Consider the following 25,126-nt stretch of genomic DNA (forward strand, 5'->3'; position numbering starts at 1 on the left):
CAAGTGTTAAATGACGGTGAACTATAGTCCTCATGCTATTTTATATTACTGCCTACAAAAAGACGACTAATTACAAAGATTCACAATCTTAGTAATTAGTCGTCTTTTTAGTGTGATCCAATAGAAAAATTGGGTTAGTACCAGTGATGATGTTGCCAGAACCGTTTGGCCTTGACCCAGGAGCCGTAGCGCGAGGCGACGTAGGTATTAGCACGTTTTTCCTGATTGACGGGTGACAAGTTGCCGTGTAAGTATGAGCGCAACAATTGATAGCGACCGTAGCAGCGGCCATTACGAGCCGTATAACTGTATCCAGATTCACGATAGGCGATCCAATTTTTGGCAGCGCGGTTGGCTTTCGAAAGCTTGGCGTTGATCTTGGCAATTTGCTGGGCTTGGCTAAGCTTCTTGGAGGCCTGGGCGGTGATTGTGGTTTGTGGTCCAAGACTAGTAGTCACGTTAACGACGACCCCGAAGACACAACTAGCCAAAACTAATAGCAACATGGTTTTAAAGTTAAATTTTTTCATGATATGTATAACCCCGTTTTATATTTTCCCTAAGCTGATAAGTGTAGAATACGCCAATTATGTGTCAGCTATGTTAAAGAAAAGTTACTATGTTATTAAATGAACGTTTCCGTTATGAAATAGTTGTTGTCAATAACTGTTGCAGCAATTGTTTAGATGAATAATTGCGCTGACTATCACATGAAAAAATCATAATATTGTTAGGAAAACTAAAGCGCTTTATTGCCTTCGTTCGGTAATCTTAAATTGGAATAGCTTTACAAAAGTATTAAAGGAGTAAGTGAGGGAGTGCAATAATGGCAACAAAAGATAATGAAAAGATTACATTGATGGCGCTAGTCATGATGATCTTTACGACCGTTTTCGGATTTGCCAATAGTACGGTGGCCTATTATTTAATGGGTTACAGCTCGATTCTATTTTACCTAGTCGCAGCCGTACTGTTCTTCATCCCGTTCGCGCTAATGATGGCGGAGTTCGGGGCAGCGGTTAAGTCTGATAGTAGCGGGATGTACAAGTGGCTGGAAGTGAGTGTGAATGCGAAATTTGCGTTCGTGGGCACGTTCATGTGGTTTGCGTCGTACATTATTTGGTTAGTCTCAACGTCAGCTAAAGTCTGGATTCCGTTTACGACCATCTTCTTTGGGAGCGATCAAACGCAGCGCTTTGCGATGTTTGGTCTGAATGCGACGCAGATGATTGGGATTTTGTCCTGTCTATGGATGGTGCTAGTGACGTTCGTTTCCATCAAAGGGATGAAAGGCATTGTGCGGGTCACGAGTTTAGGCGGCCTGGCGGTGACCAGTTTGACGGCAATCCTGTTAGTGGTTTCGGGGGTCGTTTTAGCCTTGAATCACGGACAATTCGCACAACCGTTACAACATGTGATGACGTCACCAAATCCAAGTTATCAGCATCCAGTCGGGTTACTCGGGTTTGCCGTTTTCGCCATTTTTGCTTACGGTGGGCTAGAAGTTCTCGGTGGGATGGTTGATAAGACCAAGAACCCCGAAAAGACCTTCCCACGCGGAATTATTATTTCTGCCATCGTCATTACCTTAGGCTATGGCCTGGGAATCTTCTGCTGGGGGATTAGTACGAACTGGCAAGCCGTTTTGTCGAATCCAACGACTAACCTCGGTAATATTAGTTATGTCATGATGCAAAACTTGGGCTATGTTTTAGGGCAAGCGTTTGGTTTGAGTACAGCGGCCGCTAAGACAATGGGACTGTGGTTTGCACGGTACACCGGCTTAGGGATGTTCCTCGCTTACAGTGGGGCCTTCTTCACCTTAACTTATTCACCATTGAAGACGCTTATCTTGGGAACACCTAAGGAACTGTGGCCGAAGAAATTTACGAAGCTCAACAAAGCTGGTATGCCAAGTTATGCCATGATGGTTCAATGTGCCATCGTGATTGTGATCATCTTGGTGGCGTCCTTTGCAACGGCAGACGCGTCAGCCTTTTACAATGTGTTGACCTTGATGGCGAACGTTTCGATGACGTTACCATACCTCTTCTTGCTATACGCGTTTCCGAAGTTTAAGGAAAACCAGAACATTGTTAAGCCTTTTGAAGTGTACAAGTCATTGACTTGGACGAAAATTATTAGTTGGGTCGTGTTCATTGTCGTCTTAGGTGCGAATGTTTTCACGTTGATCCAGCCAATCTTGGAAACTGGGCAGATTCAAAATACGATTTGGATGTTAGTTGGACCAATTGTCTTCGGTGTGGCCGGGATTATTTGGTATCAAGTTCGAGAACGGCATGTCAATTAAATAACCAATTTCAAAATACCATTCGATTGCTGACTGATAAAACAGCATTGAATGGTATTTTTTAAGTGCCTTAATATGGGAAATTTAGTACACTCATTAGCAAAAGCTATCTAGGGGGGAATGGTCATGACATTGGGAACTGCGTTAAAGCAGGCACGCAAAGCCCAGCAACTCAATCAAAAGCAAGCTGCCCGGGGAATTTGTGCACAATCGATGCTGTCAGCAATTGAAAATGATCGCTACGTGCCGAATGCCCGGCTATTACTGGCGCTGTGTCAGCGATTAGGGGTCGCGGTTAGTACGTTGAGCCTAGCCGACGATTTTGAGATCAGTGCCGAGCAAGCGTTTAATGACCGCGTTCGGCAGATGTGCAATGCCCATCAGTATCAGCAATTGAAGGATTGGCTATTACAGCCAACCACTTTGGAACATGTTCAAACGGATGAGCAGACTCAGGCTTACTATTATTATCTGGGTGTCGCCTGTTGGCAGGTTGATCGCACATCGGATGCTGCACAACAAAATTTACGGCTGGCAATTGGTATGGCTGCTCCCAGCTCGCCGCCGACAACGTTGACACGCTTGGCCTTGATTTCGTTAGCCGTCGTTAAGGCGCACCACCATCCTCAAGCCCCAGTCGCGGCCTTAGTCACCCGGGCACTCGCTGACATTGATGCGAGTGCATATGAAGAAAATGCCAACATTGTTTTTTACCTCGCTGGGTTGGTGGCCTATGAACAACATGATTCCCAGTTGGCGGTGGCCCGTTTGACGCAGGGGTTGGCCTTTGCGACTACACACGATTCACACTACATGCTAGCCAATATTTATCAGTTGATGGCGCAACTCGCAATGGCGGCGGGGGAGACTGCCACGGCGCGGGTTGCCAGTCAACGGTCACAAGTTTTCAAAGACCTGTTTAAAGAACAAATTAACGACCGCCTGTAAATTATCAGTATTCTGATTTTATGTTGGCGTCCCCACCGTGTATTTTATAAGCACCAACTAAATACATGTGCACTTGATCTAATGGCCCGTTATTGATTTGGAGTGGTTGGCCGTAATAACGATGACCGGGTTAGGATGAACATTGGGGGTTATAAAATGACAACAGCATTATTTACCAATCAAGTATTAACACAGGCAACTCCAGCAACGGTGCGAGCATTGCTAGCAGATCCGCTGAACTTACCAGCATGGGCGACTGCCATTACCACGGTCAAGCCAACCGCGACGGGGTACGTGTTACAGCGGTCCGATTCGGCTTTTGATCAGCCGGAACAGTTGCAGGTTACAGTCGGCGCTGACCAGGTCGTTTATCACGGTGAGGGTGGCCAATTGGGATATGAAATTGTGTTCACCATGACGCCATTGGCCGAGCGAACTGCGGTCCAGGAAGAAGTCTCCCTTACGACTACACCGCCGAGCTGGCTGCCGTTGCCACTAGTGAAGCCCGTCATGCAACGAGACTTTCAGCGGAAGTTGGGTCAATTGGCAACATTAGCGGAGGAACAGCCGAATGACGATTAATGATGGGATGACGTTAATAAAAGTGTTAGTGACGTGGTGGTCTGTCAGTTGGTTATTACGGGCCACTTTGATCGGCGTTGTTGGAATAATTGCCTATCGTTTTTTGAAGCAGCGTCAATTTAAGTGAGTTAAGACGATGACAGCTTTTATGCCTAATATCTAATCGTAACTATTATTATTTAGTGTGCGTTTAACTATCATCCGAAAACTAATTCCGGTATTCTATGGGTATTCTTTTGAAGGAGGAAATCTCATGAATCAACCAGAATTACGTGACCCACGCTATTTATATAAGACAGATGGCTTTGATAAGCAGGATCAGGAGACACCCGCACTACAAGCTAAGATGCGTCCTGAACCTGATTGTGGTGAGAAGAGTTACCAAGGACATGATAAGTTGTTGAATCGACGCGTTTTGATCACGGGTGGTGATTCGGGAATTGGCCGGGCTACCGCGATTGCTTTTGCGCGGGAAGGTGCTGATGTTGCGATTCAGTACTTGCCGGGAGAGGAGCCGGATGCTGAGGCGGTTGCCGAACTAGTGCGCGCTGCGGGCCGTCAAGCGTTATTATTACCTTGTGATTTCAAGGATGTTGACGTTGTGACCGACCTCGTGGACCGGACAATCGCTGAATTTGGTGGTATCGACACCCTTGTCCTAAATGCGGGACAACAGATTTCACAACCTTCACTGGCTAAGCTGCCGATCGAACAGGTGCGTGCGACCTTCGAAGTGAATATCGTCGCGATGTTTGCGTTAGCTCAGGCGGCCTTGCCAAAGATGCCCGCTGGCAGTAGCATCGTCACCACGACTTCGATTCAAGCCTATGCGCCGAGTGGTCATCTATTAGATTATGCTGCGACTAAGGCGGCCATCAAGAACTTTACGATTAATTTAGCAGCCGAAGCGGCCGAAAAGGGGATTCGGGTCAATGGCGTTGCTCCCGGGCCAATCTGGACGCCCCTACAATTAGATCAAGGCCAGCCAATCGAGGCGCTGCCGAAGTTTGGCCAAGATACCTTGCTTAAACGAGCGGGACAACCCGCAGAACTAGCACCAGTGTACGTCTTTTTAGCTTCTAACGACGCGAGCTATGTGACCGCGCAAATTTATGGCGTGACTGGTGGCGGCGTGATTAATTAGGTGTTCACTGCAAGTTAATTCCTGGTTGGCTTGAATAAATCATAAGTGGCTACCTTGGATGGATGCATTCAAGGTAGCCACTTTAGTGTGTTTAATGATCTGATGAGGCGTTCATTAAGTAGTCCAGCGCTGCCGTTCCCACCGCTTTGGCTGCAATTAGTAAACAGTCTTCATTCATCATAAAATCAGGGCTGTGGTGCGGGTGGGTCTCACCCGGAGCTGTTTGACAGCCGGCATAGATAAAGGTGCTGGGTTTGGCTTGTGCAAAATAGGCGAAGTCCTCCGAGGGGTCTTGGGGGCCGCAGTCGAAAATTTTAGTGATTTCTGGGATTTGAGCGGCTTGAATACTGGTGATGACGCGCTGTGTCAGGGTTGCATCATTCATGAGTACCGGATAATTATCATCGTAATCAAGTGCAACTTGGACACCGAAAGTCGCCCCGACGCCGTTCGCAATTTTAGTAATCTGGTCACGGATGGTCTGGCGCGTGGTTTCGTCCATAATCCGTACATCGCCCTTGAGGGTGACTTGCGCTTTGATCGCATTGAAGGAACCGACGCCGTCGAATGAGCCGATGGTGACACTGCCGGTATCAAATGGGTCAATCCGGCGGGAAACAACGGTTTGTAAGGCGGTCACAAAGTAACTTCCAGCAACGATTGCATCGTTTGAGAGGTGGGGCATCGAGGCGTGCCCACCCTTACCCGTGAAGGTGACCGTAAAGTTAGCCCGCCCGGTCTGCGTCGCATTTAAGTGATAGGCGATCGAGCCCGTCGGCATGGTACTCATCACATGCAGCCCAATGACGTTATCGATGCCGTCTAGGACGCCAGCAGCCAACATCCCCTTAGCACCACCCGGTGATACTTCTTCAGCGGGTTGGTGGATAATGCGGACGCGACCACGTAGCTGATTTTTCAGTCCGAGTAAGGTCTTCGCCAGTACCATGAGATAAGCAGTATGACCATCGTGACCACAGGCGTGCATGACATTGGCGTTTTGCGATTTAAATGATAAGTGGTTGTCTTCTTGAATCGCGAGGCCGTCAAAATCAGCGCGTAATGCTAACTGAGGTCCAGGGTGACCGCTATCGATGTCGACGACGAAGCCGTACCCATCACCATAAGCAGTGGTTGAGACGCCCAGTTCACGATAGAACGCTTTGATGTAAGCTGCGGTTTGTTCTTCATGAAATGAAATCTCGGGGTGGGCGTGTAAGTGGCGACGAATCTTGATCATTTCCGGTTCCGCCGCCGTGAGTTGTTGCATGAGTTGTGCTTGAAGGGTCATTAGAATCTTCCTTTCTGATGCTAGAAGCGAGTATATTATAAATATAGCTGAGAGATGATAGTACTGCACTAATCTTTAGCTTAGCATGAAATGGCGGTTAATAGGTATATGGAATTTTCGGACGCTTTTTTAAGTAGTGGATAATAACTAAAAGGAATATTCTGCATTGCTCATGTCCTAGTAAGATATTAGATAGCCGCTCCAAGAATCGTGTCTGCAATTCTTGGAGCGGCTATTTTTTAGTCGATTCAAACATATAGTGTTTCTTAATAACAACGTTGAAGGCGCTTTTGTGAAAGCTTAGAAGTTCGTCACCTGTTTGATATTAACCTTTAAAGGTGGTAATTGAACTGCCTGACTGGTTTTTTTATTCGTAACTCTCTGCGTGACAGTTAAGCCACGGGTGCTATTTTTGATTTTTGCATTTGGAATAAATACTTTTGTAGTCGCACTTGCGTTCTTGATGGTTTTAATTACTTGACCGTTTTGTGCAATATTGATGGTTGCATCTCGAGAACCGATAAGCGTGTAATAGATACCTTTGGTTGTTCGCTCGGCACTAGTGACTTTAACCTTTGGGGTTGCGTATTGTTGGGACGGAATTGTGGCTAGCACCTGTTGCCCTTTCATTAATTTGAAATCTCCGTAGCCCTTAAACTGCTGTGCAAACTTGAATTGTCCTGATTTGACGTTGACGGTTCGAACTTTTTTGCCTTGATAAGTTAGCGTGAGGTGTTCGATTCCAATCGCGCGACCCTTTAGTATCAAGGAGTGTGATTGTGAACTGTAATTAGTTGTGATATTTGTAATCTTAGGTTGTACATGAAGATATTCGGTTACAGTGATGATTTCTCCGGGATTATTTGGAACACTATCAAAAGTGGTAGTCGTGGCATAACGAGCCTTCATACCATTAATATCGCAGGCTTGAATAGTATAGTACCGGTTTGCTGGATTCATTACAGATACACTATCAGTATTATTGTGCCCAATTCCCAGAGCATGACCTAATTCATGCTCTGCAACATTGGTACGTTCTGCTTTGGTATAATTATATTTTTCAAATACCGCTCGGTTGATGCGAACTTTGCTTGAAGTGATTTCGCCAGTAGATTTATTATAGGAAACTGAATTGTAGCCGGCCAGAGTCATGTCAGAACTTCCATCATACGAAGAAACGGTGGTTTTTGCTGTAGCTGCTTTCGTCCACGTAAAACCAGCCTTTTTCCAAGAAGCAGTTGCGTTGTTCCATACATCTTTATAGTAGTCGGAGGATGATAAATCTTGATAGTTTGCCGCTTGTTTATCATATCGATAACCTAACATCGGAGTGGTAGCTTTTGTTGATGCGTTGGCACTTAGAAGTCCAAAACTAGTTGTCAAGGAAATCGTCGCAAGTGTTGAAAAGATTCTTTTTGGAAAGCGCATTGTAAGTTCCCCCTTTTAACGATATTTCTTATAGATGAAATGAATTGAACGGCGGGCAAATATTTGCAATATTAAACGACAGGTAGTATCAATTTTTTCTCGAGATGAAAATTGATGTTTATAAATACAGAAGGCATAATGCGATTTGTATTTATTTAGTACAAGTATTATATCATCTTGGATGTTCCGTGAAAAAAATACTGTATAGTAAATAACTTATACTAATTTTTAAGCGCTTTATATAAATCAATTTGTATCTTTACATAATTTATCAGAGCGGAGGAAAGATATTGCTCCCACACATACTGAATTATTATCATCGTAATCTGTTTTTGCAAAAGATATGATATATTGATTGTCCTGACTGTTAATTTCAGGTACCCTAAACAGGGAGACCACAATTATGAGGAGGAACGATTGATGAAGATTTTGATGCCATATTTTAAGCGGTATCGACTAGACGTCTGGATTGCGATGTTGTCGGTCATCGTCTTAGTGTTTGCGACGTTATGGCAACCGCGATTATTGCAAGTCATTATGGAAGCTATTATCAAGAATGATCAGGCTACGGTATTCCGTGAAGGACTGATGTTGCTTGGCTTGGCCGTACTGGGGATCATTGGTGGGATCGTGAATACGATATACGCAGCCCGGGTGGCCCTTGGTGTGGCGACCGACTTGCGAGCTGACCTATACGCTAAGGTCCAGTCATTAGCCTACGCTGACGTGGAAAAATTTTCACCGTCCAACTTAGTGGTACGAATGACGAACGATATTAATCAAGTCCAACAGATTGTGATGGCTGGCTTTCAGCAGATTACCCGGATTCCATTACTATTCATCGGGGCACTGATTCTCGCTGTGATGACGATGCCTGAGCAGTGGTGGGTCATTGTTGTCATGATGGCGGTCATCTTAGGGGTCGCACTGATTGCGGTTCGGCGAATGACTAAATACTTTGCACAAACGCAACAAGATATTGAAAACGTCAATACGGTTGCCCGCGAAAACTTAATGGGGATTCGGGTTGTTAAATCGTTTGTTCAAGAACCAAACGAGATCAAAAAGTTTTCGGCCGCATCCGATGAATTAACCGCTGTGACCGCTAAAATTGGGTACTGGTTCGCTATTCTAATGCCAGCGTTCTTTTTGACGGCCAACGTGGCGGTCGGGGTCGCCGTTTACTTGGTCGGTCAAACGATTACGACGCACCCGGCCTATTTAGCAGCTATTACGAGTTTTATTTCTTATTTAATGCAGATTTTATTTGCCGTGATCAACGGGGGATTTCTCATGACTTTTGCGTCGCGGGCCGTCATCTCACTTGGTCGAATCGGCGAAGTGATGACTACCGAACCAAGTATGACCTACGTTGATGGCGACGCGGCGCCCGTAGCTGGTGATATTCACTTTGACCACGTAACCTTCACTTATCCGGGAGATGCGCAACCAACGCTAAAAGATGTGACCTTTACGGTAAAAGCAGGGTCCATGCTGGGAATCGTTGGGGCCACTGGATCTGGTAAGACGACGTTGGCCCAGCTGATTGCGCGCTTGTATGATCCGGATAGTGGGACGGTCTCCATCGGTGGAATTGATGTGCGGGCCTTACCAGAAAAAGCCCTTCGATCCACGGTGGCCTATGTCTTACAACGGTCCACGTTATTTTCTGGCACGATTGCGGGTAACTTACGGCAAGTTAAGCCGGACGCCCAGCCTAGTCACATGCAATGGGCGGCTAATATTGCGCAGTCTGCGGAATTCATTGAACGGTTGCCACAGACGTACGATGCCCCCGTGGAAGAACGGTCACAGAACTTTTCGGGTGGTCAGAAGCAGCGACTAGCGATTACGCGTGGCGTGATTGCCAATCCAGAAATCTTGATTTTAGATGATGCGACTTCGGCACTCGATGCGCGTTCAGAAAAACTTGTTCAGGAAGCTTTGGATCGCGAGTTGAAGTCAACGACGACCGTGGTCATTGCCGAAAAAATTGCTTCAATTATTCGTGCGGATCAAATCTTAGTGTTAGATAATGGTCGCATTTCGGGCCAGGGGACTCACCACGAATTGCTTCAAGATAGTGCGATTTATCGCGCTATTTACCAAACGCAAAAAGCACGGGAGGAGGGCTTACATGAGTGATTTACGCAATGCTGGTAAATATTACTGGCACTATTTAAAACGCTACTGGTTAGGCTTCTTACTAAGTGTGATTCTGATTGCCTTTTCGACTTGGTGCATTGTGGTCGCACCGACTTATCTGGGACGAGCCGTGGAGGAGCTGACGCAGTACTTGCAGCAGTGGACGAATCAAGCGACTCGGGCACAAGCAAGCTTGCAACCGTTCAACCGGACCCTGATCATCTACGTCTTGTTGTATGTCGGTGATGCTAGCACGATTTTTATTGCGAGCTTGATCTTAGCACGCGTGACGGCCTTTTCGACCGGGACAATGCGGGTAGGCCTATTTCGGAAGATGCAACGGATGAAGGTTCAATACTTTGATACGCATAGTGACGGGGATATTCTGGCTCGGTTCACCTCTGACCTAGATAATATTTTTAATGCCATGAATCAAGCCTTGCTAGAAATTTTATTAGCCGTGGCTCAGTTTGTTGGCCTGCTAATTGTGATGTTTAATCAAAATACTACGATGGCGTGGGTGACGATGGCTTCTACGCCGGTTGCATTAATTATCGCGGCGTTTGTCATGCACAAGGCTGGCGTCGCGGTGAACCAACAACAGGATGATATCGGTCAACTGAATGGTTATATCAATGAACAAATTACCGGTCAAAAAGTCTTGATTACCAACGGCTTACAGCAGGACTCCTTGAAAGGCTTTCATCAGTATAATGGTAAGGTTCGCCAGTCAGCGTTGACGGGTCAAATCTGGTCAGGTATTTTGAATCCACTGATGCAAGGGATGTCACTGCTTAACACGGCAATTGTCATCTTCTTTGGCTCATGGTTAGCGCTGAATGGGAGTATGTCGACTGGAGCAGCTTTGGCGCTGGTCGTGGTGTTCGTTAACTACGCCCAACAGTACTACCAGCCAATTATGTCATTGACTAGTTTATATAGTATGATTCAGTTAGCGATTACTGGTGCACGGCGGGTCGATGAAGTCCGTAATCAACCGGATGAAGTGAGCCCCGCTAACGGTCAAGCGCTCGACGGGATTCATGATGAATTACTGATTGATAATGTGCGCTTTAGTTACTTACCAGGTAAAGAAATCTTGCATGGCGTGTCGATCCATGTGCACCGCGGTGAGATGGTGGCACTCGTTGGCCCAACTGGTTCGGGGAAAACGACGGTCATGAATTTGTTGAATCGCTTCTATGATGTTGATAGTGGTGCGATTACGTTTGATGGGGTGAATATTCAAGACTTTGATCTCCAGGTGCTACGGCAAAATGTCGGGATTGTCTTACAGGAACCCCAGTTGTTTACGGGCACGATTGCGGATAATATTCGTTACGGGGACCCAACGGCTAGTATGGATCGGGTCATCGATGCGGCGAAGCAGGCTAATATTCATGACTTTGTGATGAGCCTGCCAGATGGCTATCAGACGCGCGTTTCCGACGAACAGAGTATTTTTTCTGCTGGTCAAAAGCAGTTGATGTCAATTGCCCGGACGATTTTAACAAATCCCAAGTTGCTGATTTTGGATGAAGCGACTTCGAACGTTGATACGGTGACGGAAGCCAATATTCAAGCCGCAATGGACAACGTCATCCAAGGGCGAACCAGCTTTGTCATTGCTCACCGCTTGAAAACAATCCTGAATGCCGATAAAATCGTTGTATTGAAGGATGGTCAAATTATTGAACAGGGGAACCACCATGATTTATTAGCGGCAAACGGCTTCTATGCGGAACTGTATCGTAATCAGATGGTCTTTGAGTAATGAAAGTATAAGGAGTCGGACATGGCAGGGCAAGAGCAACAAGTGCGGGTTTCAATCCCAGTCTCAGCATTAAAACGAGCCGGGATTGATCGCGATGATCAGTTACAGTTAAAGGTGCGCAATGACGCACTAGTCTTAGAGAAGATTAAGCCACGTCAACCACAGTGGCAGCAATACTTGATAATCTGGCCGCTGTTGGTTGCAATCCTATCGGGGTTAGCCAGTTACGGGTACTGGTGGTTTCAAAAAGTGCGACCAGTTCCACTGACAGGTGCGCAATCAATCGGGAGTTTGACGATTGTGGCCGGTGTGGTTACCGGCGCAGTGCTATTTGTCGGCTTTTTCTTAAAAACGCGTAATGATCCAGAAAATCGATTTTCGCGCCATATTTATTGGCGGAACTTTCCAGTTATTACGATTGCGTTTATTATGATCTTAGCCTTTGCGCTGGTCGGGGCTTTCTGGGTATTAGAATTATTATTTCCAGATGTCATCTTCGATCGCTTTACATCTATGTTGCTACTGGTCTTGTTTACGTATTTTGCGGATGCGTTCATGATTAGCGCTGCGTTGACGATAAATGCGCGGTCGTTATCAACGATTTTAACGGTGGTGATTGTCAGTGGCTGTGTTATCTCAATGGCCGCCAATGGTCAACGGCGATGGTGGCAGCATAATTTAAGCTTTTTAGGGACGCATGCCGCTGAAAATGCCTGGCAATTCAACTTGACACTGATTTTTTCGGCGTTATTGATGGTCGTTCTGATTGACTATCTATTTGTTTCACTTAGTCGAATTTATCCGCGTACTTGGCGAACGTCAACCTTGCGGATATTGTTGACGTTGACCGCTGTCGATTTCGGGGCGGTCGGGCTATTTCCTAACAACCTGACGTTTCACTGGTTACATGACTTAGTTGCTGGTGGCTTGGTCACGTTGTTAGTCTTGTTGATTGTGGGGGTGCGGTGGCTATTACCAGCCGTGACGAAAGATTTTCTGTGGCTCTCATACGGCGTTGGCGTGGTGCTATTACTACTCAACTTTGGTTTTCGCTGGTTTGGGTATCCATCGCTGACGGCATTTGAGATTCAAGCCTTTGCGATTTCGTTTGGCTGGTTGCTGATGCTATTTTCACGTCTACAAGCGTTAGTCAATGAAGACCCGGAATTGTTGACGATTAAGTTGGAGCAGGAAAGTACGGCAGGGCAATAAGTGCCACGTTGTTTTGAAACGGTGGCTGAGTATATTAATAATAATTGAATCAGATAAAACTGGCTGCTAGACACGGTTTAAAGTGTCTAGCAGCCAGTTTTATTAATTATGGATGATTGTTGAAGCGGGTTAGGTGTAATTGATTACTTTTAAATGTTCACATTTAGCGATGCTGAGCCATCAATTTGACTTGTGGCAACATGTTATCAGTGCCCGGTTGAGCAATACCAAGGCTGGTATTTTCGTATGCTGTTGGCTCAGCAATAATCTTCATGATTAAATCAGCAATACTAGCGCGTGAAATCATGGTTCCTTTGAAGCGTTCACCTTTGTAAGTCAGTTCATAGTCAATTTTGGTATCGTCGGTCATATAGGCCGCACGAATAATTGTAGCAGGAATATCCGATGATTCAATTATTCTGGCCGCATGTCGCGTATCGTTTTTAGCAGCGTGACCGACTACCTGTTCGACCCAAGCGCCAAATGGATTAGGGGTTTCGTGGTAGAGTCCGGATCCTGTGACCCAAATAAGATGGGGCACATGATTGCGATTCATTGACGTGATAATGGTCTGTGCCAATAATGCCATATTCCCGGCTAGATTTGCATAGACGATATCCTGATTAGGCATAACAGTGTCTAGTAGCTGTGAATCACTGACATCACCTTGAATAACCGTTTCTCGTTCTGGTGAAGTGACTAGTAGGCGCCCTGCATTTCTTAAGACTAGTGTCAACTGGACGTCAGTTTCGGCTAAGAGTCGTTGTTCCACAATCCGCGCAATTCGACCGTTAGCCCCTAAAATTAAAACCTTGGTCATTCTGATCCTCCTCGTATTAGTGAATAGTGTAACCACCGTCAACAGCGACGGCTTGACCAACCATGTAACTGGCAGCATCACTGCAAAGAAAGAGTACGACTTGAGCGACTTCTTCTGGTTTAGCTAAACGCCCCATGGGAATTTCGCGGACTAGGTCGTCCATCTCCTGTCGTTCAGTATCATCCATTCGGGCAACCATTGGTGTATCAATGATTCCTGGACACACGGCGTTGATCCGAACATTCCGGTCAGCGTATTCTAAGGCGCTACTCTTTGTCAGGCCTAAGACGCCGTGCTTTGAAGCGTGGTAGGCAGTTCGATCAGCAATACCAACGAGACCACCCATTGAAGAACAGTTTACGATTGCGGCTGGTGTTCCCTAAGCACGCATCTGTCGTAATTCGTACTTCATACTGAGAAACATGCCTTTTAAGTTAGTATCCATGACATGATCATATTCTTCAACCGATAGATCGGCGGTATCGGTGACTGGACTTTGAATCCCAGCATCGTTATAAGCATAGTCGAGGTGCCCAAACTGAGCAACTGCGAATTTCACCATTCCGGCGACGTCTTTGGGATCAGCGACGTTACACTTGAATGAAACGGCTGAGTAGCCATGATCGACTAGCTGTTGGGCTTCGTCTTTAGGTTCATGATGGCCAGCTAAAATGACGTGAGCACCTGCTTTGGCGAATAGAGTGGCAGCACTCAGGCCGATTCCCGTGCGTGCACCTGTAACAATAACGACTTTATCTGTAAAATTGAACATGACTTTCTCTCCTTAATTAATCTTCTTCAAACTGCATTTTAATATTTCTTGATGAACGGAATTGTTTCAAATCGCCAGCATTAATGTGACCAATTTTTTGAAGGTTACTAATCACTTCGCCAGTTTGCTCATAAAAAATCACTAAGCTGTGTCGCGGTGTCCAGTAGGCGATATCACCAACTGCATAGCCAGTAGTGTGTGCCTCGTTAGCAGGGAGTGCCTGCTGAAAACGATACGTCAATTCACGGTTATAAAGGTTGAGCATCGGCAGTGTTAGTGGTAGTTGTGAAAGTAACGCTGCGGTGGTGGCATTTTCTTCCAAATTTGCTGTGAAGTGGCGGTCGTTGGCTGTTATCTTCATTTTCTTCATTATCTAGTACCTCCTAAGCCAATGCGTTATATTCGTCATTACTAACGGGTGATAGCCATTCTGGTGTGCCTGCAGTGATGGCAATGTGACTGAACCAACTATCTTTAGTAGCACCGTGCCAGTGTTTGATACCGTCATGGGTGATCACCACATCACCAGGATGTAATCGCTGTGCCGGTTGCCCGGCTTCTTGGTACCAGCCTTCGCCACCAGTGACTAATAAGATTTGATAGCCATTGTGATGGATATGCCAGTTGTTACGGGCTCCGGGTTCAAAGCTGACGTTGCTGACAGTTACGTTGACTTGCTCGTCTTTCACTAGAGCGTTGTGGTAACTTTTACCGGTAAAGTATTGTTGAAAAGCAACGTTTAAATCTCCCATTGCAAAAATGCCGTGTTGGACGCTATTTTCATTATTGTTCATTGTTAAAAACACCTTTCATTTAAAATTAATTGTGGGCTAAAATTTGAAGCTCGGCTTTTGTTAGTACGTTTCCCACTAGTTGTTCACGGAAGTCGTTGTAATAGAAGCGGTTATTCAACGGCAAGTTGTGCTTGAGTGCAAATACGGATAGTGTATATCGATGAGGCTGATCAGGTGGATTCGGTCCGGCATAGTGATCGGCGAAATACGAATCGTTTAACTGATAAAAGCGTGACATCCATGAGTTTTGACCTTGGGGGCCCTCAAAATTACGACTGAAATCGGCTGGGATTTCTGCCATGACAGGAATATTGGTCGCGAGCCAGTGAATGAACGGAAAACCCGTTCGTGGGACGGCGTCGTAATCAATGAGCGAAATAGCAAACGCAGTCGTTATTGCAGGAATTGATTTGATTTCAATTGGAAACGATAGAATCGGTTGGCCTGAGTGTTTGACGTTCGCGTTACTGGTATAGATTCGTGGTAAAAAGCCATCGTCTAAATCAACTTTAATTTGCATTAAACCGACCTCCTAGTAAAAACCAGGTTTGTTCCAAGCAGTATTGGGTTCAGCGACGCCAATGCTACTTCGCTGATATAATTGGGGATTGTGAATAATTTCAGTAATCAGGTCAGCAACGGCTTGGCGTGTCACCTGCGTATCTTTGAATGGCATCCCCTGAGGAATGACCTTGTAGTCCGTATGCTGGTCATTATTATATAGCCAGGCCATTCTTAAAAATGTATAGTTTAGTCCACTATTATCAATCACGGCAGCAGCTCGCTTGATTTCAGTATAATCACCCATCATTTGGGCATTCCAAATACCAAATTTACCAGCGACTTCATCGTAAATGCCTAAACCACCTGCGACAATTAGGCGCTCGACACCATTTTGCTTCATCGCATCGACAACATTTTGATTGGCGGTGGTGAAATGCCCCGTTGCCAAGTAAACGATATCTTGACCCGCGATTGCCGCCGTAAGATCAGCGGAATTATTCCAATTGCCGTTCGTGAGAGTAACCTGCGATTGGGCGGCGTACTGATGAAGCCGTCGAGTAGCTTGACGAGCAAATAGTGTGAGTTCAACATCGTTTTTGGCAAGTAGGCGTGGAATTAAATATTTTGAAATGTTACTGGTAGCACCTAATAAAATAACTTTTTTCATTGTAAGAACCTCTCTTTTAAAAAATAAGACTTAATAAAGTTGCTACGCCCAAACTAAGTACGAGGAAGATGAGGCAAAATTGCCAATTCCAACGTACCGAGACAGTTGCTGAGCTGACATGTAACAGGGTCGCGACAATCATGACGATACCTGCAAACGGTGATAACATGTATGCAACGACGCTTCCGATATTCAGACTCAATGCGATTAATAGTGGTGAAAGGGCAATGTGCATGGTCATAATAATCTTGCCAATTAGTGCTACTGATGCTAGTGGGTGAATGCCAATTAGGGAAACCAATACGACAATAATGGGAATTAAAACGATCAATAACCAGCCAAGGTGAGCAAAGCTTGGTGCTAACGCGTGGGTTAGTTCGCTACTGATAGTGGAATGTTGAAAACCGTACGTGAACGTACCGATTCCAACAAAGAACGGCGCAAGCGCTGCACCGCTTGCAATTCCGTGTTGCCAATAATCAAGGCTAGCTTTTTTTAGTGCAAATTTGAAGGCTGTTTGGCCCGTAGTCGGCTTGAGCCCTAATGCCGTGACCCAAATCAGGACAATTAGTAAACCGGAAAGTGTAACAGCGTTCATTGAACTTACGACTTTGCTTTCCATTAAAACAAAGCTGAGTATTAGTAGGGCAATAACGGCCGCCACTAAACTGACAAGTGATGCGTGTTCGGTAAAACGAGTCTGCTGCTTAGTATTGGTTGTCACGGGCTGAATCCGCATATACGGTTGGTTATATTCCATCAAATACGCTAGCAATAATCCTAACAGGCCTAAAATCAGGCATGGTATGAATAATTGGGTCCACCCGACTTTAGTAACGGTACTGATTAGAAAGATTGTTGCTGCTCCAGGTGCCCATAATGTGCCGAGCGTAAATCCACGGGTTACGGCTGTTGCCGAAAAACGGGTGGCGTCTTTGACTTGGCGCTTGATACTGTCGCCTAGAATTGATAGGACAATGGCAACGGTCCCCATGGAGAGAATACTTGATAGTAGGTGCGTGACAATCATGACAAAGGTGAAGGTTTGTTTGGGGCCACGAATGTGCTTTTGCATGAATGCTTCGACAGTAGCTTGGTAGTTGCCAATGGTGACAGGGATTAAGAAAAGTTGCATAACAACTAGTAACACCACGATATCGACCATTGAAGTGATTGCCATGGCTAGACCGTTGATTGATAAACCCGTAGTACTTAGCAGTCCCAACCCAGCAATGAAAAAGATCAATGTCGCGACTTGAAAAGAGCGGCTTAAGCTTTGAATTCCGAGAATTGAGACCCCGATTGCAAGCACGGCATTTAATAGCGTCAAGTTGACGGGGACAATTAAGCTTAGTAACTGAATGATTATTAGGCTTAAAACTAGACTGTGATAAATCGTCGCTTTATTGATAGACCGTTCCATTCATGAATCGCTTCTTTCTAATATTGATCGTGGATTGTCGTCATCGATTAGCCTTGCTTTGTCGGGTAAATGGTAAATTCATTGACGTTGACGTCATCTGGTTGTGCAACTGCGAAGTCAACGACACGGGCCACTGCATCTGGGGTGATACCGACGGATGCATATAATTTATTCATACCTTGCTTAGCATTGGTATCGGTAATGGTGTGCAATAATTCAGTGTTGATAGCTGCCGGATAGAGGCTGGTGGTCCGAATATTGGTGTGTTCTTGAGCACTTTCCATGCGGATTACTTCCATTAAATTGCGTACTGCAAATTTAGTTGCACCATAGATGCCGGAACCAGCGAAACTCTTAAGCCCAGCTACTGAAGATGTCGTAATGATTTGACCATACTTTTGATTGGTGAAATCAGGCATTACTGCGGCGACACCGTTCAAAACACCTTTTAAGTTCACATCGATCATGGCATTCCATTCATCAGTTTTTAGTGCACTGATTGGTGAAGTCGGCATGATACCGGCATTATTGAAAATGACATCAATACCGCCAAATTCTCGCTTGGCTAAAGCGACTAACGCTGTTAAGTCTTCAGGCTTAGTCACATCCGTTACGCGGTAAGTGGCTTGCCCGCCTTGTTGCTGGATTTTATTGGCTAATTTCTGTAGGCGTTGTTCACGCCGTGCACCTAAAACAACTTTGGCACCATGGCTGGCTAACAATTTGGCACTGGCTTCGCCAATACCCGATGAGGCTCCTGTAATAACGATAACTTTGTTTTTTACTGACATATTTGTTTCCTCCTGATTAATTTTTTTGTTTATTTAAAATGTGATGGTAATTTAAGACGTCCATTGTGGAAAAATCATGACCGGAAAGCTGGATTTTTTCACCATAGGGTGATAGTGAAATTTGATTGTGCCCAATAATTTTCCAAGTACCGGAATAAATATTAGTGACGTGATGTTGGTTCTCCTTCCACTTGTGATCCGCAGTGAAAGTGATTTGTTGGTGAATATCTTTGTTGTGGTGATTGATCCAAACACCAACGACATCCGCTTCGGTCAGATGCGAGTTGTCCGAATAGGTAACGCTTGTCTGTTGCTTGGTGGCTTGGTTAGACTTGTCGGTGGTTGGTGAGTGTTGCTGAACTGCATAGACGATGACGACAAGTGCAGCGACGGTAACAATAATTTGAAAAATAGTTTGCATAAACTTTTTGTTCAATTAATCATCTCGTTTCTGATGTGCTGTGCCTCAACTACAATGACTAGTATAGCCAGCAACGTGCCACCTGAGAAGAATCCGTTAGTTAGCTTGGCATTAACTTTTAGTTTATACTAGAAGGTTAGGAGGTGACCGTTGTGGATTTTAATCAATTACAGACGTTTTTACGAGTTAGTGAGTATGGTAGTTTTACGAAGGCGGGGGAACAGAGTTTTATATCGGGTACTGCGGTGATGAAACAGATCAACCGGCTGGAAGCGGAGCTTAACCTAAAACTATTCGTCCGAACTGCGACCGGGGTCCAACTCACACCACAGGGTAAGAAGTTCCAACCGTATGTGCAACAGTTGCTCGATTTACTAAACACGGCCATTGAAGAGACGCGACGGGTCCGTTCAGACGATAAGCAACTGATTTTGTTGGGAACTTCCTTACTACATCCTGCTGATGCCTTCATGTCATTATGGAAAGAACTGGCACCAAAGATGCCTAAATTTCAGATTAGATTAGTTCAATTGCAGGAAGACTTGAATTCGAGAAATCGTGAGTATGCGATGCTTGGTCGGAGTAGTGATTTAATCGTTGGGACGTTCGATAGCACAACTTTGAAGCAGTCCTTTAGTGCGATACAGTTGGGAGCGTATCACTTTGGAATTGCTGTCCGTAGTGATAATCCATTAGCCCAGTTGGATGAAATCACGTACAGTGACCTTGCGCATCGTAAAGTTCTGATGGTGTCAACGGGAATTAGTGAGAAAAATGATCTGGTTCGGAGTGAAATGTTGGCGGCAGAACCTAGTATTCAGCCAATTGATACTAGCGGGCGTTATGACATCAATACGTTTAATGAGACCGTTGAGGAGAATATCGCAATGATTTCGCTTACGCCGTGGAAAAGAATTCATCCGAATTTAGTTACAGTACCGCTGAAAACGTCCGTAACAGTACCGTATGGTCTATTAAGCACCAAGTTCCCGGGTAAGAAGACGGCAGATTTTTTACATGAATTTACGAAGTTGGTCCCGACTGAAACGCAGAGCCACTCATAAAATGACATTAAAAAGGCAACTGTTCGTGGTCACGGTACGTGCTGGTGAACGGGTGTCTTTTCGGGGCTTAAGTCTAATTTGAAGTCTGCAATTATTTGTTAACGGATACTGGCATTCAACCGGATTTTAATTTATAATTAGTTAAAAGAACATATGTTCTTTTAACGACAAATTATTGAGTCAGGTTTCATCCAAAAGTGAGTGTCATGGGGGCGAGCGACATGCGGCTATCGTTAAAATTCGATCAGCAGCATGAGATTTATTTTGGATTACCAGCAAAATGTTAAGGTGAACAACGACTGCGATTGTGTCGATTAATTGGAAGGGAGTCATTATATTGATGGAACAGCGAACATACATGGCAATTGATTTAAAATCATTCTATGCCTCAGTCGAATGCGTTGCTCATCAACTCGACCCATTGAATGCCAATTTGGTTGTCGCTGATATGAGTCGCACTGATAAGACGATTTGTTTGGCGGTTTCGCCAGCACTAAAGCAATTTGGTGTTCCAGGGCGGCCCCGGTTATTTCAAGTTGAACAACGGGTCGCAACTTTAAATCGCGCCCGTGGTCGCCAGACTTCCTATCAGGCGGTTCGGCGGCATCGCTCAATTTATCGTGATCAGCTCCTCAAACATGCTAATTTGGGTATCGATTATCGGGTCGTTCCCCCACGAATGAGTTATTACATGCAGAAGAGTGCTGCGATTTATGATATCTATTTGCGCTTCATTAAGCCGGAACACATTCACGTGTACTCGATTGATGAAGTCTTCATGGACGTCACAGACTACTTAAGTACTTTTCAGGTTTCACCGCACGCACTGGCAAAGACGATGATTCACGAGATTCAGGCCGAGACTGGGATTACGGCGACGGCTGGGATTGGTGCTAATCTTTACTTAGCTAAGGTGGCGATGGATATTGTTGCCAAGAAGATTCCCGCTGACGCTGACGGTGTTCGGATTGCACAGATGGATGAGCAGCAATATCGGCAATACTTATGGGCGCACGAGCCGTTGACTGATTTTTGGCGAGTCGGTCATGGCTATGCTAAGCGGTTGGCAGCCCTGGGGCTCAATACGATGGGTGACATTGCGCGCTGTTCACTAGGAACCTTGTCGGATTCTCATAATGAAGAACAATTATATCGTGAGTTTGGTAAAAACGCGGAACTGTTAATTGATCATGCGTGGGGCGATGAGTCGGCAACAATTGCTGACATCAAAAATTACCATGCTAGCGAACATGGTATATATGCCAGTCAAGTGTTGATGCGACCGTATACTTATACTGAAGGGCAGGCCGTGTTACGCGGCATGGTGAATAATTTGACACTCGAACTGGTTGCTCGCCACGTGGTGACAGATCAGTTGGGAATTCGTATTGATTACGATGCTAATGCTTCATCAGTTGGCACGCATTATCAGGGTGCGGTCACCGAAGACTACTATGGACGACAAGTACCAAAGCCCGCTCATACCAAGGTGACATTAGCGCAGGCGAGTGCTTCACAACACGAGCTAGGGGCTGCGTATCAACAGCTTTATCAACAAGTCGTTAATCGTCAATTGATGGTTCGACGTGTGACCGTTATGGCGAACCATTTGGTCGACGAACAGCAGGTTAGGTGCCAACCTCGGTATCAACAAACTAACTTATTTGAAAATCCAGAAGTGGCCCAAGCGCAAGAACGAGACGCACAACGCAAACGTGAACGCGATGGGCAATTGCAACGCGCCATTTTGAAATTACAACGTCGTTCCGGGAATAAGAATGTCGTCATTCGCTTGGCAGATCTAAAACCGAGTTCAACTACGATTGAACGTAATGAGCAGATTGGGGGACATCGTGCCTAATGACAAAGGAAGCCAGTACTACTGCGTTATTTAATGATACGAGTCGCTATGCGGATATTTTAGAGTGCTCGCGACCTACTTCAAGGCATTTACCAATGCCCCAAGCAGACCGTGCTGCCCAATTTGCGCCGTTCGCGGCGTTGACTGGTTATCATGACTTGATTGAAAAACACGCTGCAATCTATGCCCATAAACACTATCCAAATGCTCAGGATAAAAGAGCTGTGGCGACCCAGTTGAAACAGATTGCAGCGTTACCAAAACTACCATTGCTCAACGTCGATTATTTTAACGATACCGTTGGCTATTATCAGACGGCAACCAGCCAGTTGGTGAAGCTCGATTGGCATCAAGCCCGGATTTATCTAACAGCACCAGCAAGTATTGCGATGGCCAATATCCGTAGCGTTTCTATAGCGAATTAATCTTAATTAAGGACGGTTCCAATGACTAAAATTAGTCGTTAGAACCGTCCTTTTAAGATTAATGATTATTTTATTTCGCGGTGATTTGCATTCGTCCGTGCTTTTTAGAATGATATAGATTGGCGTCGACGCGCTGATAAAAGGCCGTTGGTGATTGGTCATCAGCTGCTAATTCTGATAGGCCAATCGAGATCGACAGTTGGATTTGATGATCATTAACTGGTACAGCGATATGATTGATGGCCGCAAATAGTTGTTCAGCGACCGCAAGTGCTTCGGTTAAATCATAGTTGGGGAAGATAACGTTAAATTCCTCGCCACCGGTTCGATATAGTGAGATTTGCGGATTATTAGCATGAAAGACAATCGTAGCTACTTGGGCGACGTGCTGAAGAATTTTGTCGCCAGCCAAGTGACCATAAGTGTCGTTGACTTGTTTGAAGTGGTCGATGTCAAACATCAGCATGGTCAATTGTGAGCCGTTTTTCCGACTGCTTGTAACCTGATAATTAATGGCTGTTTTGTAAGCTGCAAAATTTTCGATTTTGGTCAGAGCGTCGTGATTAGCGAATGCGACCAGATTCTGTTTGAGGTGTGCATTGGCTGACAACATGCTGGCGTAGATATAGAGCAAGGAAGCAAAGACGAGTAGGTAGGTCCATTCTTGCCAATAAGTTGCCCATGATAAGTTGAACTTAAGCTTCATGAACCACCAGAGAACGGCCCCAAAACCAGCACAAGTGACTAAATAAAGTGCGACTTGTCCCTGTTTCGTTTGGAGTGGGACGTGTTTACGCAATCGGCCGAGCGCCGTAAAGAAGAGGATCAGTGTGACGGCGTGCCCCCACGACTCCCAGTAATACAAGGAGTGATTGAAGCCCATAAAGATAAAGACAAGCGGGTACAAGTAGTAATAGCGGACACGTACATTGAGAAAGTAGCCACAAAAAGTTAGCCCGATGAGCTGGAAATTCATGAAAATCCAGGCGTCGTTCTGGCCCACAACGGCAGTTTGCATCCCAAAGACAAATAACATCATGTAGATTAAGCCGTACCAGTCGGTAATAAGCGATTGGTCAACCCGCCAATGATGAGTATTGAAGAAGTTGATAATCCAATTTTGTGATACCCAAAAAAGGGTCAGCACGCCTAGGATGAAAAAAACACTTGTAATAAATGGAGTTATCTCCCAATGTGACCAAGTCATACGCAAACACCTTTCAAATCGCAAAAACTGCGTTGGTTCGAATTAAATGACGCCGGTATAAGTATATCCCTTTAACTGCTAAATAGCGACTGTGATTATGGACTTTAATTGGCTTTTTAGCCGTTATTATCAGGGAAAATCAGCGGGCCTCGCGCTAGATACGCCGAACGGCAATTAAAGCAGCGCAACAAGCCTGGGTTAAGGCTTAAAATGCCCGAGTTGGTGCGGTGAGCGTGGGGGCAGCATCGTTGACGAAGGCCGGGGAGTCGTCGTAATAATGCCCAGTTGGTCGGGACGTGCCGTAATAAAACCGGTGTTTACCAACCAAGCATTAATCGTTACCGGACCGACAGATTTAAAACCAACTTGTTGTAAGTGCTGTGCGATGCGATCGCCAGTAATTGTTGTGCGTGGGAGTTCATCATAATACTGGGGCTGGATAATTAATTGTTGATGGCCCAATTGTTGCCAGAGATAGTCTTTAAAAGACTGTGTGGTCCGAATTTGTTGAATCAGGCGAGCGTTGTGAATCACGGCTTCGATTTTACGACGGTTTCGTATGATGGCCGAATTGCTGAGGAGATTGGTGATTTGTTCTGAGCGATACGCTGCCACCACCTCAATTTGCCAGGCGTCAAATGCTGCGCTGAATGCTGACCGTTTATTGAACACGACGGCCCAGTTGAGACCAGCGGCAAAACCGCCAAGACTCAGAAACTCAAATAATTGTTCATCGCGCTGAACCGGGATACCCCATTCGTGTTCAAAGTAATACCGGTAGCCGGCATCGTACGGATAGTAACGATTGAATAGTGGATCATCATCAAACCAGTTGGTAATCATTAAACAAGCCTCATTTCCAAATCAATTAGTAGACACTAACTAAATACGGTAAATGGGTCGGAAAACACGTGGATAAAAAAACTTTTCCAATCCTCCTGAGAATGGAAAAGTTAACTTAAAGCGTGTTCAACGATGATCTTTGATTACAAGGTTAGTTGGCATGTGGCGAACGGTTTTCGTCGCGTGGTCACGCTTGATCTGAGCTAGAATGGTCCTCATACTGACTGTGGCAGTCAGATCTTTTTTAAAAGTATGCACACCAAAGCTGTCATAAGTGACCTGGTCATTTTTGAGTGTGAACCAGTTCGGCTGGAGTTGCTTGGCATCTGCCTTAATGTGTTTATCAGACCAAACCAGATACTTAGTTTGCCCCTGGCCAGTGTAAATTTCGACCTGCCAATCCAAGCTGAAATCATTAACTTCTTGCCAACGCTGAATCTTTAAGTGCTTGATCGCGTAATAAATAATGCAGCTGTATTTTAAAGCAGGCTGTTTAGCAATGGTCGTTTCGGTAATCGGTTGTGGTTGTTGGATAACGCGTGATTTGTGAACCGTAGTTGTGGTGGCTCGCGGGGTGCGGTGTAGGGTGCTGAGACCAACAATGGTACCGATAATAAGAACAGTGATAATCGGAATCAGAATTTTTTTCATAAGAAACTCCTAACGAATAAAATTGTAAAACGTAAATATTACTATTTA

25 protein-coding genes and 1 pseudogene are annotated in these 25,126 nt (G+C 45.3%); 11 read left to right on the forward strand and 15 right to left on the reverse strand.

Annotation, left to right across the window (positions count from 1 at the left end; translation table 11 throughout):
- Positions 1–134 precede the first annotated feature (134 nt).
- Positions 135–530 carry an aggregation-promoting factor C-terminal-like domain-containing protein gene (locus E5260_RS02525; protein ID WP_003642303.1) on the reverse strand — a complete coding sequence of 132 codons (396 nt, stop codon included), beginning with the start codon at positions 528–530 and terminating at the stop codon, positions 135–137.
- A 296-nt stretch (positions 531–826) separates the two neighbouring features.
- Here E5260_RS02525 and yjeM point away from each other — a divergent pair, with 296 nt between their 5' ends.
- From yjeM to E5260_RS02550, 5 genes are all read left to right on the forward strand, one after another.
- Positions 827–2,311, forward strand: coding sequence for a glutamate/gamma-aminobutyrate family transporter YjeM (gene yjeM / locus E5260_RS02530; protein ID WP_003642302.1), 1,485 nt, complete (start codon positions 827–829; stop codon positions 2,309–2,311).
- A gap of 126 nt (positions 2,312–2,437) precedes the next feature.
- Positions 2,438–3,259 carry a helix-turn-helix domain-containing protein gene (locus E5260_RS02535; protein ID WP_003643380.1) on the forward strand — a complete coding sequence of 274 codons (822 nt, stop codon included), beginning with the start codon at positions 2,438–2,440 and terminating at the stop codon, positions 3,257–3,259.
- 156 nt (positions 3,260–3,415) lie between these two features.
- Positions 3,416–3,841 (forward strand): SRPBCC family protein, encoded by a 426-nt coding sequence (locus E5260_RS02540; protein WP_021356411.1) that lies wholly within the window; start codon positions 3,416–3,418, stop codon positions 3,839–3,841.
- Positions 3,831–3,968 (forward strand): hypothetical protein, encoded by a 138-nt coding sequence (locus tag E5260_RS02545; RefSeq protein WP_003642299.1) that lies wholly within the window; start codon positions 3,831–3,833, stop codon positions 3,966–3,968. Before E5260_RS02540 ends, E5260_RS02545 begins: the two co-directional genes overlap by 11 nt.
- A gap of 126 nt (positions 3,969–4,094) precedes the next feature.
- Positions 4,095–4,985 carry an SDR family oxidoreductase gene (locus E5260_RS02550; RefSeq protein ID WP_003642298.1) on the forward strand — a complete coding sequence of 297 codons (891 nt, stop codon included), beginning with the start codon at positions 4,095–4,097 and terminating at the stop codon, positions 4,983–4,985.
- 91 nt (positions 4,986–5,076) lie between these two features.
- Here E5260_RS02550 and E5260_RS02555 read toward each other — a convergent pair whose 3' ends face one another.
- Together E5260_RS02555 and E5260_RS02560 are read right to left on the reverse strand one after the other, a co-directional pair.
- Entirely contained in the window at positions 5,077–6,276 is a 1,200-nt protein-coding gene (locus tag E5260_RS02555) for an amidohydrolase (protein WP_003642297.1), read from the reverse strand.
- 300 nt (positions 6,277–6,576) lie between these two features.
- Positions 6,577–7,704, reverse strand: a complete 1,128-nt coding sequence (locus E5260_RS02560) for a matrixin family metalloprotease (RefSeq protein ID WP_003642296.1) — start codon at positions 7,702–7,704, stop codon at positions 6,577–6,579.
- A gap of 420 nt (positions 7,705–8,124) precedes the next feature.
- On the opposite strand from E5260_RS02560, the gene E5260_RS02565 reads away from it, so the two are divergent.
- From E5260_RS02565 to E5260_RS02575, 3 genes are read left to right on the forward strand one after another with little or no spacing between them, the layout of a single operon-like run.
- Complete coding sequence (locus E5260_RS02565) at positions 8,125–9,849, forward strand: ABC transporter ATP-binding protein (protein WP_011102016.1); 1,725 nt, start codon at positions 8,125–8,127, stop codon at positions 9,847–9,849.
- Entirely contained in the window at positions 9,842–11,623 is a 1,782-nt protein-coding gene (locus E5260_RS02570) for an ABC transporter ATP-binding protein (protein WP_003642294.1), read from the forward strand. The genes E5260_RS02565 and E5260_RS02570 overlap by 8 nt, the downstream gene beginning before the upstream one ends.
- A 21-nt stretch (positions 11,624–11,644) precedes the next feature.
- Positions 11,645–12,835 (forward strand): AbrB/MazE/SpoVT family DNA-binding domain-containing protein, encoded by a 1,191-nt coding sequence (locus E5260_RS02575; protein ID WP_003642293.1) that lies wholly within the window; start codon positions 11,645–11,647, stop codon positions 12,833–12,835.
- 163 nt (positions 12,836–12,998) lie between these two features.
- Here E5260_RS02575 and E5260_RS02580 read toward each other — a convergent pair whose 3' ends face one another.
- The 9 genes and pseudogenes from E5260_RS02580 to E5260_RS02620 form a co-directional block, all read right to left on the reverse strand.
- Positions 12,999–13,655: an NAD(P)H-binding protein gene (locus E5260_RS02580; protein ID WP_003642292.1), complete on the reverse strand. Its 657-nt coding sequence runs from the start codon at positions 13,653–13,655 to the stop codon at positions 12,999–13,001.
- A 16-nt stretch (positions 13,656–13,671) separates the two neighbouring features.
- A pseudogene (locus E5260_RS02585) lies at positions 13,672–14,427 on the reverse strand (SDR family NAD(P)-dependent oxidoreductase).
- A gap of 16 nt (positions 14,428–14,443) precedes the next feature.
- Positions 14,444–14,797, reverse strand: a complete 354-nt coding sequence (locus E5260_RS02590) for a cyclophilin-like fold protein (RefSeq protein WP_003642289.1) — start codon at positions 14,795–14,797, stop codon at positions 14,444–14,446.
- Positions 14,798–14,810: 13 nt separating this feature from the next.
- Positions 14,811–15,221: a cupin domain-containing protein gene (locus tag E5260_RS02595; RefSeq protein ID WP_003642288.1), complete on the reverse strand. Its 411-nt coding sequence runs from the start codon at positions 15,219–15,221 to the stop codon at positions 14,811–14,813.
- 25 nt (positions 15,222–15,246) lie between these two features.
- Positions 15,247–15,741: a YbhB/YbcL family Raf kinase inhibitor-like protein gene (locus E5260_RS02600; protein ID WP_003642287.1), complete on the reverse strand. Its 495-nt coding sequence runs from the start codon at positions 15,739–15,741 to the stop codon at positions 15,247–15,249.
- 12 nt (positions 15,742–15,753) lie between these two features.
- On the reverse strand, positions 15,754–16,392 hold the full coding sequence (locus tag E5260_RS02605; protein ID WP_003642286.1) for an SDR family oxidoreductase: 639 nt from the start codon (positions 16,390–16,392) through the stop codon (positions 15,754–15,756).
- Between the two features lie 16 nt (positions 16,393–16,408).
- Positions 16,409–17,815, reverse strand: coding sequence for a hypothetical protein (locus E5260_RS02610; RefSeq protein WP_003642285.1), 1,407 nt, complete (start codon positions 17,813–17,815; stop codon positions 16,409–16,411).
- Between the two features lie 47 nt (positions 17,816–17,862).
- Positions 17,863–18,606, reverse strand: coding sequence for an SDR family oxidoreductase (locus tag E5260_RS02615; protein ID WP_003642284.1), 744 nt, complete (start codon positions 18,604–18,606; stop codon positions 17,863–17,865).
- 16 nt (positions 18,607–18,622) lie between these two features.
- A complete protein-coding gene (locus E5260_RS02620; RefSeq protein WP_003642283.1) occupies positions 18,623–19,027 on the reverse strand; it encodes a hypothetical protein in 405 nt (134 codons plus the stop codon).
- A gap of 152 nt (positions 19,028–19,179) precedes the next feature.
- Between E5260_RS02620 and E5260_RS02625 the strand changes: the two genes are divergently transcribed.
- The 3 genes from E5260_RS02625 (at position 19,180) to E5260_RS02635 (ending at position 22,377) form a co-directional block, all read left to right on the forward strand.
- The gene (locus tag E5260_RS02625; protein ID WP_011102012.1) at positions 19,180–20,091 is read left to right on the forward strand and encodes a LysR family transcriptional regulator; all 912 of its coding nucleotides are present in this window, start codon (positions 19,180–19,182) and stop codon (positions 20,089–20,091) included.
- Positions 20,092–20,431: 340 nt separating this feature from the next.
- Complete coding sequence (locus E5260_RS02630; RefSeq protein WP_003642281.1) at positions 20,432–21,952, forward strand: Y-family DNA polymerase; 1,521 nt, start codon at positions 20,432–20,434, stop codon at positions 21,950–21,952.
- The gene (locus tag E5260_RS02635; RefSeq protein ID WP_003642280.1) at positions 21,952–22,377 is read left to right on the forward strand and encodes a hypothetical protein; all 426 of its coding nucleotides are present in this window, start codon (positions 21,952–21,954) and stop codon (positions 22,375–22,377) included. Before E5260_RS02630 ends, E5260_RS02635 begins: the two co-directional genes overlap by 1 nt.
- A gap of 70 nt (positions 22,378–22,447) precedes the next feature.
- Here E5260_RS02635 and E5260_RS02640 read toward each other — a convergent pair whose 3' ends face one another.
- From E5260_RS02640 to E5260_RS02650, 3 genes are all read right to left on the reverse strand, one after another.
- Positions 22,448–23,584: a GGDEF domain-containing protein gene (locus E5260_RS02640; protein ID WP_003642279.1), complete on the reverse strand. Its 1,137-nt coding sequence runs from the start codon at positions 23,582–23,584 to the stop codon at positions 22,448–22,450.
- Between the two features lie 198 nt (positions 23,585–23,782).
- Positions 23,783–24,427, reverse strand: a complete 645-nt coding sequence (locus tag E5260_RS02645) for a DNA-3-methyladenine glycosylase I (RefSeq protein ID WP_003642278.1) — start codon at positions 24,425–24,427, stop codon at positions 23,783–23,785.
- A 126-nt stretch (positions 24,428–24,553) separates the two neighbouring features.
- Positions 24,554–25,078, reverse strand: coding sequence for a hypothetical protein (locus E5260_RS02650; protein WP_003642277.1), 525 nt, complete (start codon positions 25,076–25,078; stop codon positions 24,554–24,556).
- Between the last annotated feature and the right edge of the window lie 48 nt (positions 25,079–25,126).

The organism is Lactiplantibacillus plantarum (assembly GCF_014131735.1).
Lineage (GTDB): Bacteria > Bacillota > Bacilli > Lactobacillales > Lactobacillaceae > Lactiplantibacillus > Lactiplantibacillus plantarum.

Coding starts and splice junctions, on each gene's coding strand:
- E5260_RS02525 (WP_003642303.1), bottom strand. CDS start 530: ATGAAAAAATTTAACTTTAAAACCATGTTGCTATTAGTTTTGGCTAGT.
- yjeM (WP_003642302.1), top strand. CDS start 827: ATGGCAACAAAAGATAATGAAAAGATTACATTGATGGCGCTAGTCATG.
- E5260_RS02535 (WP_003643380.1), top strand. CDS start 2,438: ATGACATTGGGAACTGCGTTAAAGCAGGCACGCAAAGCCCAGCAACTC.
- E5260_RS02540 (WP_021356411.1), top strand. CDS start 3,416: ATGACAACAGCATTATTTACCAATCAAGTATTAACACAGGCAACTCCA.
- E5260_RS02545 (WP_003642299.1), top strand. CDS start 3,831: ATGACGATTAATGATGGGATGACGTTAATAAAAGTGTTAGTGACGTGG.
- E5260_RS02550 (WP_003642298.1), top strand. CDS start 4,095: ATGAATCAACCAGAATTACGTGACCCACGCTATTTATATAAGACAGAT.
- E5260_RS02555 (WP_003642297.1), bottom strand. CDS start 6,276: ATGACCCTTCAAGCACAACTCATGCAACAACTCACGGCGGCGGAACCG.
- E5260_RS02560 (WP_003642296.1), bottom strand. CDS start 7,704: ATGCGCTTTCCAAAAAGAATCTTTTCAACACTTGCGACGATTTCCTTG.
- E5260_RS02565 (WP_011102016.1), top strand. CDS start 8,125: ATGAAGATTTTGATGCCATATTTTAAGCGGTATCGACTAGACGTCTGG.
- E5260_RS02570 (WP_003642294.1), top strand. CDS start 9,842: ATGAGTGATTTACGCAATGCTGGTAAATATTACTGGCACTATTTAAAA.
- E5260_RS02575 (WP_003642293.1), top strand. CDS start 11,645: ATGGCAGGGCAAGAGCAACAAGTGCGGGTTTCAATCCCAGTCTCAGCA.
- E5260_RS02580 (WP_003642292.1), bottom strand. CDS start 13,655: ATGACCAAGGTTTTAATTTTAGGGGCTAACGGTCGAATTGCGCGGATT.
- E5260_RS02590 (WP_003642289.1), bottom strand. CDS start 14,797: ATGAAGAAAATGAAGATAACAGCCAACGACCGCCACTTCACAGCAAAT.
- E5260_RS02595 (WP_003642288.1), bottom strand. CDS start 15,221: ATGAACAATAATGAAAATAGCGTCCAACACGGCATTTTTGCAATGGGA.
- E5260_RS02600 (WP_003642287.1), bottom strand. CDS start 15,741: ATGCAAATTAAAGTTGATTTAGACGATGGCTTTTTACCACGAATCTAT.
- E5260_RS02605 (WP_003642286.1), bottom strand. CDS start 16,392: ATGAAAAAAGTTATTTTATTAGGTGCTACCAGTAACATTTCAAAATAT.
- E5260_RS02610 (WP_003642285.1), bottom strand. CDS start 17,815: ATGGAACGGTCTATCAATAAAGCGACGATTTATCACAGTCTAGTTTTA.
- E5260_RS02615 (WP_003642284.1), bottom strand. CDS start 18,606: ATGTCAGTAAAAAACAAAGTTATCGTTATTACAGGAGCCTCATCGGGT.
- E5260_RS02620 (WP_003642283.1), bottom strand. CDS start 19,027: ATGCAAACTATTTTTCAAATTATTGTTACCGTCGCTGCACTTGTCGTC.
- E5260_RS02630 (WP_003642281.1), top strand. CDS start 20,432: ATGGAACAGCGAACATACATGGCAATTGATTTAAAATCATTCTATGCC.
- E5260_RS02635 (WP_003642280.1), top strand. CDS start 21,952: ATGACAAAGGAAGCCAGTACTACTGCGTTATTTAATGATACGAGTCGC.
- E5260_RS02640 (WP_003642279.1), bottom strand. CDS start 23,584: ATGACTTGGTCACATTGGGAGATAACTCCATTTATTACAAGTGTTTTT.
- E5260_RS02645 (WP_003642278.1), bottom strand. CDS start 24,427: ATGATTACCAACTGGTTTGATGATGATCCACTATTCAATCGTTACTAT.
- E5260_RS02650 (WP_003642277.1), bottom strand. CDS start 25,078: ATGAAAAAAATTCTGATTCCGATTATCACTGTTCTTATTATCGGTACC.